The following is a 9,162-nucleotide window of genomic DNA, read 5'->3' on the forward strand; positions in this document are numbered from 1 at the left end:
TGGCCCCGGGCGAGACTGCCGTTGTGGACCCCCACCCATAGCCGAAGCTCCGCTTCGGCGTCTTTTGACGGATCCGGCCGCGAAAGCGGCCGGTTGCCCTCCCCGCAAGGGGGAGGGGAGCGCAGTTGAGCGCGGAGCTAGAGCGAAGCCTCAAGCGGCCTTCCCCTGCGCCAGCGATGCGAACGTCTTGCCCTCCTCCGCGAGCTTCTTCAGCAGCGGCGCCGGCTCCAGCGACGGGTCGTTGGTCTCCTTGGCGTAGTAGGACAGCCGCTCGGCGATGTGCTTCAGGCCGACGCTGTCGGCCCAGTACATCGGTCCGCCGCGATAGATCGGCCAGCCATAGCCGTACAACCAGACCACATCGATATCCGACGGACGCGCGGCGATACCTTCGGCGAGGATCTTCGCGCCCTCGTTGATCATCGGATACATCATGCGCTCGAGGATCTCCTCGTCGCTCACGTTGCGGCGCTTGAGGCCGAGCTTGGCGAGCGTCTCGTCGATCAGCTTCTCGACATCGGGATCGGGCAGCGGCGCACGCGAGCCGGACTCGTATTTGTAGTAGCCCTTGCCGGTCTTCTGGCCGAAGCGGCCGGCCTCGCACAGCGCGTCTGCGATCTCGCTCTTGATGCCCCGGTCCTTGCGCGAGCGCCAGCCGATGTCGAGGCCGGCGAGATCGCCCATCGCGAACGGGCCCATCGGCATGCCGAACTTGGTGACGACGGCGTCGACCTGCTGCGGCAGCGCGCCTTCGAACAGCAGCTTCTCGGCCTGCTTGCCGCGCTGCGCCAGCATGCGGTTGCCGACGAAGCCGTCGCAGACGCCGACCACCGCCGGCACCTTCGCGATCTTGCGCGCGATGGACACGGCGGTGACCAGCGCGTCCGGCGCGGTCTTGTCGGCGCGCACGATCTCGCACAGCTTCATGACGTTGGCCGGCGAGAAGAAGTGCATGCCGAGCACGTCCTGCGGGCGGCTGGTCTCGGCGGCGATCGCATCGATGTTCAGATAGGACGTGTTGGAGGCGAGCACCGCGCCCGGCTTCGCATATTGATCGAGCTTGCCGAACACTTCCTTCTTGACGGCCATGGTCTCGAACACCGCCTCGATCACGAGGTCGGCGTCCTTGACGTTCTCCAGGCCGACCTTGCCGTCGATCAGCGCCATGCGCTTGGCCGGTGCATCCGCCGGGATACCGCCGCGCGCGGCGGTCGCTTCCCAGTTCTTCTGCATGATGCCCATGCCGCGCTTGAGCTGCTCCTCGGCGGTCTCGATCAGCGTGACCGGAATACCGGCATTGGCGAACGACATCGCGATGCCGCCGCCCATGGTGCCCGCGCCGATGATGGCGACGCGCTCGACCTTGCGGCCCTTGGTGCCCTCGGGCACGCCGGCGATCTTGGCGGCCTCGCGCTCGGCGAAGAACGCATAGCGCTGCGCCTTGGACTGGTCGCTGGTGAGCAGCTTGAGGAAGCCCTCGCGCTCGCGCTTCAGGCCCTCGTCGAACGGCAGGTCGATGGCGTAGCCGACCGCGTCGGCCGCCGCGAACGGCGCCTCCAGGCCGCGCGACTTCTTGGTGATCGCCGCCACCGCATTGGTGAAGATCGAGCGATCGGCCTTCGCGGCGGCAATCTTGGAATCGTCGTCGCGCAGCTTGCGCAGCGGACGGTTCTCCGCCACCACCTTGCGCGCGAATTCCACGCCGCCCGACGCCGGACCCTCGACGATCTCCTCGATCAGGCCCGCCTTGTGCGCCTCGGCGGCGCTGATCGGGTCGCCGCCGACGATCATCTTGACTGCGAGCTCCGGACCGACCGCGCGCGGCAGGCGCTGCGTTCCGCCCGCGCCCGGCAGCAGGCCGAGCTTGACCTCTGGAAGGCCGAGCTTCGAGTCCTTGGTCGCGACACGATAGTGACAGGCCAGCGCGACTTCGAGGCCGCCGCCGAGGGCGGTGCCGTGGATCGCGGCGATCACCGGCTTCGGGCTGTTCTCGATCGTGCTGAGCACATCGTTGAGCGCCGGCAGCTTCGGCGGCTTGCCGAACTCGGTGATGTCGGCGCCGGCGATGAACGTGCGCCCGCCACAGGTCAGAACGATGGCCTTGATCGCGGGATCGTCGATCGCCGCCTTGACGTTGTCGAGGATGCCGCCGCGGACTGCGGCACTCAGCGCATTGACCGGCGGACTGTCGATGGTGACGATGCCGATAATGTCTTGACGATCAAGCTTTGCCACTTCGCTCACGCTAGGCTCCTTGGGTGTCGTTTCTTTGCGGCCGGTTAACGCACCGGTCCATTCTTGGCTCTTCATTTGCGCAGAGTATCAGCCTTGCTTGCGTCTACCCGCTGCAGGGGATCAATTCCGCAGTGCGAAATCTAATTCCACATCTTGACAGCCAGGGTTATTTTGAAGCACGAGCGTTGTCAACGAGGCTCATCAATCAACAGCCGATGACATGAAACGCCCAGGGAAGAAACCCGCGACCGATCGCAACTTCGTGGTTGCGCTGTCACGCGGCCTCGACGTGCTCAGGGCCTTCCGGCCCAATGACGGCCTGCTGGGCAACCAGGAAATCGCGGCGCGCACCAACCTGCCCAAGCCAACCGTATCCCGCCTGACCTATACGCTGACCAAGCTCGGCTATCTCACGCCCGTTCCCCGTTTCGAGAAATATCAGCTGGCGCCGTCGGCGCTGCTGCTCGGCTATGCCGCGCTGGCCAATCTCGGCGTGCGCCAGTTGTCCGAGCCGTTCCGCGAGCAATTGATGCGCGAAACCGGCGGCGCGGTGGCGATCGGCGGCCGCGACCGGCTCAGCATGATCTATATCGGACAGAGCCGGCACGGCGTCGTCAACGTCGAGCTCGACGTCGGCTCGCGCATTCCGATTGCCACCACCGCCATGGGCCGGGCCTATCTCTGGGCGCTGCCCGAGGAGGAGCGCACCGCCCTGATGCGCGAGATGCGCGAGCATTACGGCAACCGCTGGCCCCGGATTCGTGACGGCATCGAGCGCGCCGGCGAGACCGTCGCCAAGCACGGCTTCACGATCTCGGCCGGCGAATGGCAGGATGACGTCCACGCCGTCGGCGCGGCGCTGAGGCTCAACGATGGAACGGGTCCCTACGCGGTGAACTGCGGAGCGCCTGCATTCCGCTTCACGGAAGAGCGACTGCTCACCGACATTGGACCTCGCCTCGTGGCGATGGTAAGAAAAATCGAAGCGGCGCTTGGCGGACTCGCGCCGCAAACTAATCAGACGAGTGTTCATTCGAACAATCCGTCTCACAAAGACCTCAATAAAAAGCCGAAGCCAGGAGGAAAAGTTGCCCGTGTTGCCGAGGGTATCAGATAGCCTGCATCATCGCGGTCGGCTGGCGCCGCGCCCCAACCTGAACGAATTCGGGAGGGGCGAGACGAGATGACGCAGGCACAACTCGCCCCGACCAGCGATCCGCTGCTCGCGGTTCGCGACGTCAGCGTCGTGTTCGGCGGCATCGTGGCGCTGAACGGCGTGTCGTTCGACATGCAGAAGGGGCAGATCCTCGGCCTCATCGGTCCCAACGGCGCCGGCAAGACGACGCTGTTCAACTGCCTCAGCCGGCTGTACCAGCCGAGCGCGGGCGACATCCTGATGGAAGGCCGCAGCATCCTGACCCGGCCGCCGCATCGCATCGCCGAGATCGGCATCGGCCGCACCTTCCAGAATGTCGCGCTGTTCCCGAACCTGTCGGTGCTCGACAACGTCCGCGTCGGCACCCACGCCCGCACTTCGAGCGACATCATCTCGGATTCGCTGCGGCTGGCCTGGATCCGTCGCAGCGAGAATTCCGTGAATACCAAGGTTCACGAGATCCTCGCCTATCTCAATCTCGAGGAGGTCGCGCACAAGACCGTGTCCGGTCTTCCGTTCGGCACCCAGAAGCGCGTCGAACTGGCGCGCGCGCTGGCTGCCGACCCCAAGATCCTGCTGCTCGACGAGCCTGCCGGCGGGCTCAACCACGAGGAAGTCTATGTGCTGGGCGATCTGATCCGGCGCATCCGCGACGACCGGCACGTCACCGTACTGCTGGTCGAGCATCACATGGGCCTCGTGATGTCGATCGCCGACCACGTCGTGGCGCTGAATTTCGGCCGCAAGCTGGCCGAGGGCACGCCGGCCCAGGTGCAGGCCGATCCCGACGTCATCAAGGCCTATCTCGGGAGCAAGGATCAATGACGGCGCTTCTCAACGTCAAGGATCTCAGGGCCTATTACGGCCAGGTCCAGGCCCTGCACGGCCTCTCCTTCTCGCTCAACGAGGGCTCGCTGACGACGCTGCTCGGCGCCAATGGCGCCGGCAAGACCACGACCCTGCGCGCGATCTGCAACATGGTGCGCTCGACCGGGGCGATCGAGTTCGAGGGCAAGCCGCTCAACAACAAGTCGACCGAGAGCATCGTCCGCTTCGGCATCGCGCATGTCCCACAGGGCCGCGGCACCTTCACCAACATGACGGTGGAGGAGAACCTGCAGCTCGGCGCCATCACCCGCAACGACAAGGCCGGGATCGTCGCCGACATCGAGCGGATGTACGCCTATTTCCCGAAGCTCAAGGAGCGCCACACCCAGCAGGCGGGAACCCTGTCGGGTGGCGAGCAGCAGATGCTCGCCGTGGCGCGGGCGCTGATGCTGCGTCCCAGGCTGATGCTGCTCGATGAACCTTCGTTCGGCCTCGCGCCGCTGGTGGTGCGCGACCTGTTCGGCATCCTCGGCAAGATCAATCGGGACGAGAAGGTCTCCATCCTCGTCGTCGAGCAGAACGCGCAGCTCGCGCTGGAGCTCGCCGACCAGGCCTATGTGATCGAAACCGGCCGGATCGTCATGTCGGGTGTCGCCAAGGACATCGCGAACGACGAGAACGTCCGCAAATCCTATCTGGGCTACTGACGGAGGCGGGACAATGGAACTTTTCACCAACCAGGTCCTGGCCGGCATTGCGACGGGCGCGATCTACGCCTGCATGGCGCTCGCCGTCGTGATGATCTACCAGGCGATCGACCATCTCAACTTCGCGCAAGGCGAGATGGCGATGTTCTCGACCTTCATCTCCTGGCAGCTGATGCAATGGGGCCTGCCCTATTGGGCGGCCTTCATCGCCACGCTGATCTTCTCCTTCATCGGCGGCATTGCGATCGAGCGCGTGCTGTTCAAGCCGCTGACCAAGGCGCCGATCCTGACCCAGGTCGCCGGCTTCATCGCGCTGTTCTCGATCATCAACTCCTGCGCCGGCCTGATCTGGGATTTCACGATCAAGCAGTATCCGACGCCGTTCGGCTCCTCGCCGTTCCTCGGCAGCCAGCTGATCTCGACCCACCAGGCCGGCATGATCGGCATCACCCTGCTGCTCCTGGTCGGCCTGTACTTCTTCTTCCAGTATACGCGCGTCGGCCTCGCGATGCGGGCCGCGGCGGCGCTGCCGGAGTCGGCGCGGCTGGTCGGCATCAACACGTCGTGGATGATCGCGCTGGGTTGGGGCATGGCGGCGGCGATCGGCTCGATCGCCGGCATGCTGATCGCGCCGGTGGTGTTCCTCGAGCCCAACATGATGGGCGGCGTGCTGATCTACGGCTTCGCCGCGGCCGTCCTCGGCGGCCTCACCAGCCCCTTCGGCGCAGTGCTCGGCGGCTTCCTGGTCGGCATCTTCGAGAACCTCGCCGGCACCTACATTCCGCATGTGGGCAATGAGATGAAGCTGCCGATCGCGCTGGCGCTGATCATCTCCGTCCTGGTCATCAAACCCGCCGGCCTGTTCGGCCGCAACATCGTGAAGCGAGTCTGATCATGAGCGCAGTCGAGGAAATCGCATCCCAGGCGCCCGCGGTCGAGGCGGTTCCGAAGCGGGCCATGACATTGAGCTCCGGCACGGCCTTCGTGATCGTGCTGCTGCTGCTGGTCGTGCCGCTGTTCGTCAAGAACTTCATCATCTTCCAGATGACGATGCTCCTGATCTACGGGCTCGCGGTGCTGGCGCTGAACATCCTGACCGGCGGTTCCGGCCAGTTCTCGCTCGGCAACAGCGCGTTCTACGCCATCGGCGCCTACACGTCGGCGATCCTGATGGAGCAGTACAACATCAACTACGCACTGACCCTGCCCGTCGCCGGCGTGATCTGCTTCGGCGCCGGCTTCCTGTTCGGCCAGCCGGCGCTGCGGCTGTCGGGCGTCTATCTCGCGCTCGCCACCTTCGCTCTCGCCACCGCGATGCCGCAGATCCTCAAGCTCGGCTTCTTCGAGAAATGGACCGGCGGCGTCCAGGGTCTGGTCGTCACCAAGCCCGACGCGCCGTTCGGCCTGCCGATGTCCCAGGACATGTGGCTGTATTACTTTACGCTGGCGATCACGATCGCGATCTACATCTTTTCGGTGAACCTGCTGCGTTCGCGATCCGGCCGCGCCTTCATGGCGATCCGCGACAATGAGATCGCGGCGTCCGCCATGGGCATCGACGTCGCGACCTACAAGACGCTGGCGTTCGGCGTCAGCGCGGGGATCACCGGCGTCGCCGGCGGTCTCGGCGCCATCGCGGTGCAGTTCGTGGCGCCCGACAGCTACACGATCACGCTGGCGATCTCGCTGTTCCTCGGCATGGTCGTGGGCGGCGTCGGCTGGCTGCCCGGCTCGTTCGTCGGATCAGCCTTCATCATCTTCGTCCCCAATATCGCCGAAGGCATCTCCAAAGGCCTGTCCGGCGCGGTGTTCGGCGTGCTGCTGTTCCTCGTCATCTTCCTCGTGCCGCACGGCTCGCGGCAGGTGGCGATGGTGGCGCAGCAGCTGCTCGGCAAACTCAGAAAGTAAGGAGGAACTCTTGCAGGTCGTTCAACAACTACGAATCGCCGCGCTCGCGACGGCGGTCATCGCCCTCACCTCGGGCGGAGCACTCGCCCAGAAGAAGTATGACACCGGCGCCTCGGATACCGAGATCAAGATCGGCAACATCATGCCCTACAGCGGACCCGCCTCCGCCTACGGCGTGATCGGCAAGACCGAGGAGGCCTATTTCAAGAAGATCAACGCGGAGGGCGGCATCAACGGCCGCAAGATCAACTTCGTCACCTATGACGACGCCTACTCGCCGCCGAAGGCCGTGGAGCAGGTCCGCAAGCTGGTCGAGAGCGACGAGGTGCTGCTCGTCTTCAACCCGCTCGGCACGCCGTCGAACTCGGCGATCCAGAAATATCTCAACGGCAAGAAGATCCCGCAGCTGTTCGTCGCCACCGGCGCCACCAAGTGGAACGATCCGAAGAATTTCCCATGGACCATGGGTTGGCAGCCGAGCTACCAGAGCGAGGGCCGCATCTACGCGAAGTACCTGCTCAAGGAGAAGCCGGGCGCCAAGATCGGCGTGCTGTTCCAGAACGACGATTTCGGCAAGGACTACCTGAAGGGGCTCAAGGACGGCCTCGGCGACAAGGCTGCGTCGATGATCGTGATGGAGGAGAGCTACGAGACCTCCGAACCGTCGATCGACGGCCATATCGTCAAGCTGAAGGCTTCCGGCGCCGATACCTTCTTCAGCGTCACCACGCCGAAATTCGCGGCGCAGGCGATCAAGAAGCTCGCCGAGATCGACTGGCATCCGCTGCATCTCGTGGTCAACGTCTCGGCCTCGGTCGGCAGCGTCATCAAGCCCGCCGGCTTCGAGAACGCGCAAGGGATCCTCTCGGCCGCCTACGCCAAGGACGCCGCGGATGCGCAATGGGACAATGATCCCGGCATGAAGAAGTTCTTCGACTTCCTCGCGCAATACGCCCCCGACGCCAACAAGCTCGACAGCTCGACCGTCTATGGCTACGGCGCGGCGCAGACGCTGGTGAAGGTGCTGCAGATGTGCGGCGACGACCTGACCCGCGCCAACGTCATGAAGCAGGCTGCCAGCCTGAAGGACTTTGCGCCGGACACGCTGCTGCCGGGCGTCAAGATCAACACCTCGGCGACCGACTTCGCCCCGATCGAGCAACTGCAGATGATGCGGTTCAAGGGCGAGAAGTGGGAGCTGTTCGGCGAGGCGATCAGCGGCGCCGTCGAGTAGCGAAGAATCGGAGTCATCGCGCATCGCCGCCAACGAGCGGTGCCGATCTCCACTGGCCCTCCGCACCATCGGTGCGGAGGGCTTTTTCATGGGCGAAGCCGGCTGTACAGAGCGGTGGACCGGCACCGCCGGCCGATCTCAGGCTGTTCTTGCCAAGCAAGTACCCGTCGAGATTGCGCTCCATCTCGCAGCTGCACATGACGTGGAACACCGATCGGGGCCGCGAAAACACGGCCCGTGCCGCGATGTCGCAGCCGCGCCGCACCGGCTCTGCTATAGTTTCCCCGTCACAATGAGAGCCTCCGACAAGGAGGCCATGACACGTCATGACCAACGACACGGGAGACACGCACAATGATGATTACGCGCAGAGCCGCCCTCGCCTCCGTCGCCGCGATCGCCATCGCCTCGTCAGGCGCGTTCGCCGCCGACAAGAAATACGACACCGGCGCCTCCGACACCGAGATCAAGATCGGCAACATCATGCCCTATAGCGGGCCGGCCTCGGCCTATGGCATCATCGGCAAGACCGAAGCGGCCTATTTCAAGAAGATCAACGCCGAGGGCGGCATCAACGGCCGCAAGATCAACTTCATCTCCTATGACGATGCCTATTCGCCGCCGAAGGCGGTCGAGCAGGCGCGCAAGCTGGTCGAGAGCGACGAGGTGCTGCTGATCTTCAACTCGCTCGGCACGCCGTCGAACAGCGCGATCCAGAAGTACATGAACGCAAAGAAGGTGCCGCAGCTGTTCGTCGCCACCGGCGCCACCAAGTGGAACGATCCGTCCAACTTCCCCTGGACCATGGGCTGGCAGCCGAGCTACCAGGCCGAGTCGCGCATCTATGCGAAATATCTCCTGAAGGAGAAGCCGGACGCCAAGATCGCGGTGCTGTATCAGAACGACGATTACGGCAAGGACTATCTGAAAGGCCTGAAGGACGGGCTCGGCGCCAAGGCGGCGAGCATGATCGTCATGGAGGAGAGCTACGAGACGACCGAGCCGACGATCGACAGCCACATCGTCAAGCTCAAGTCGACCGGCGCGGACGTCTTCATGAACATCACGACGCCGAAATTCGCGGCGCAGGCGAT

The 9,162-nt window shown here is 64.5% G+C and carries 8 protein-coding genes; 7 read left to right on the top strand and 1 reads right to left on the bottom strand.

From position 1 onward, the window contains the following. Positions 1-150: 150 nt before the first annotated feature. Positions 151-2,244 carry a 3-hydroxyacyl-CoA dehydrogenase NAD-binding domain-containing protein gene (locus BRAS3809_RS27180; protein ID WP_008965217.1) on the bottom strand — a complete coding sequence of 698 codons (2,094 nt, stop codon included), beginning with the start codon at positions 2,242-2,244 and terminating at the stop codon, positions 151-153. A gap of 211 nt (positions 2,245-2,455) precedes the next feature. Here BRAS3809_RS27180 and BRAS3809_RS27185 point away from each other — a divergent pair, with 211 nt between their 5' ends. The 7 genes from BRAS3809_RS27185 to BRAS3809_RS27215 all read left to right on the top strand — a co-directional run. Continuing rightward, positions 2,456-3,352 (top strand): IclR family transcriptional regulator, encoded by an 897-nt coding sequence (locus BRAS3809_RS27185; protein ID WP_008965218.1) that lies wholly within the window; start codon positions 2,456-2,458, stop codon positions 3,350-3,352. Positions 3,353-3,418: 66 nt separating this feature from the next. Beyond that, a complete protein-coding gene (locus BRAS3809_RS27190) occupies positions 3,419-4,216 on the top strand; it encodes an ABC transporter ATP-binding protein (protein WP_008965219.1) in 798 nt (265 codons plus the stop codon). After that, on the top strand, positions 4,213-4,926 hold the full coding sequence (locus BRAS3809_RS27195) for an ABC transporter ATP-binding protein (protein ID WP_008965220.1): 714 nt from the start codon (positions 4,213-4,215) through the stop codon (positions 4,924-4,926). The genes BRAS3809_RS27190 and BRAS3809_RS27195 overlap by 4 nt, the downstream gene beginning before the upstream one ends. A 13-nt stretch (positions 4,927-4,939) precedes the next feature. Then, a complete protein-coding gene (locus tag BRAS3809_RS27200; RefSeq protein WP_008965221.1) occupies positions 4,940-5,818 on the top strand; it encodes a branched-chain amino acid ABC transporter permease in 879 nt (292 codons plus the stop codon). 2 nt (positions 5,819-5,820) lie between these two features. Next, positions 5,821-6,834 (top strand): branched-chain amino acid ABC transporter permease, encoded by a 1,014-nt coding sequence (locus BRAS3809_RS27205; protein WP_008965222.1) that lies wholly within the window; start codon positions 5,821-5,823, stop codon positions 6,832-6,834. Positions 6,835-6,844: 10 nt separating this feature from the next. Then, the gene (locus BRAS3809_RS27210) at positions 6,845-8,068 is read left to right on the top strand and encodes an ABC transporter substrate-binding protein (RefSeq protein WP_008965223.1); all 1,224 of its coding nucleotides are present in this window, start codon (positions 6,845-6,847) and stop codon (positions 8,066-8,068) included. Between the two features lie 354 nt (positions 8,069-8,422). Further along, a partial coding sequence (locus BRAS3809_RS27215) for an ABC transporter substrate-binding protein (protein ID WP_035658937.1) occupies positions 8,423-9,162 on the top strand: 740 nt, incomplete at its 3' end.

The organism is Bradyrhizobium sp. STM 3809, from assembly GCF_000239795.1.
Taxonomy (GTDB): Bacteria; Pseudomonadota; Alphaproteobacteria; order Rhizobiales; family Xanthobacteraceae; genus Bradyrhizobium.

Coding starts and splice junctions, on each gene's coding strand:
- BRAS3809_RS27205 (WP_008965222.1), top strand. CDS start 5,821: ATGAGCGCAGTCGAGGAAATCGCATCCCAGGCGCCCGCGGTCGAGGCG.
- BRAS3809_RS27185 (WP_008965218.1), top strand. CDS start 2,456: ATGAAACGCCCAGGGAAGAAACCCGCGACCGATCGCAACTTCGTGGTT.
- BRAS3809_RS27195 (WP_008965220.1), top strand. CDS start 4,213: ATGACGGCGCTTCTCAACGTCAAGGATCTCAGGGCCTATTACGGCCAG.
- BRAS3809_RS27190 (WP_008965219.1), top strand. CDS start 3,419: ATGACGCAGGCACAACTCGCCCCGACCAGCGATCCGCTGCTCGCGGTT.
- BRAS3809_RS27200 (WP_008965221.1), top strand. CDS start 4,940: ATGGAACTTTTCACCAACCAGGTCCTGGCCGGCATTGCGACGGGCGCG.